The sequence below is a fragment of the Treponema sp. R6D11 genome (assembly GCF_054786075.1).
The window spans coordinates 1-453 of record NZ_BDHD01000903.1; the positions used below are offsets into that span (position 1 = coordinate 1).

Below are 453 nucleotides of genomic sequence, written 5' to 3' on the forward strand. Positions count from 1 at the left end.
GTGGTGCAATGAAGAAACATTGGGAACTGAATTTGATTTTTCCGCCGCCATTACTGAAAATATTACGCTTTATGCGGAATGGTTTAGGGGGCAGCCATGATAGAAACCGAAAACGACAAACAAGATCGGGTCGTGGATTTGATGAACCGGCTGCTTGACCAGACGTACCGTGTCATGGCGCTTGCCAAAGAAAAACAGACGAACATCGAATGTGTGGTTTATACCGACCATGAAGGAAACGACGCTTTAGTCCTTGTCTACGACCACAAAACCGTACAGATGACAAGCACGACGACCTTTGACAGTTTGGCGAAGGAACATCTGGGCGATCCCGACTTGGGACCCATAATTTCTTATTATAATAAAATCCAATTTGAACACGCAGTACCCGCCGGAACGGACATAAAAATACCCGTTCTCACGAAAAAAGCCCAGAACCAGAACAACAGGATA

1 protein-coding gene is annotated in these 453 nt (G+C 45.5%); it reads left to right on the plus strand.

The window, feature by feature from the left end; genetic code table 11:
* Positions 1 to 96: 96 nt before the first annotated feature.
* On the plus strand, positions 97 to 453 hold a 357-nt coding region (locus tag ACYVTD_RS16745), incomplete at its 3' end, for a hypothetical protein (RefSeq protein ID WP_461248785.1).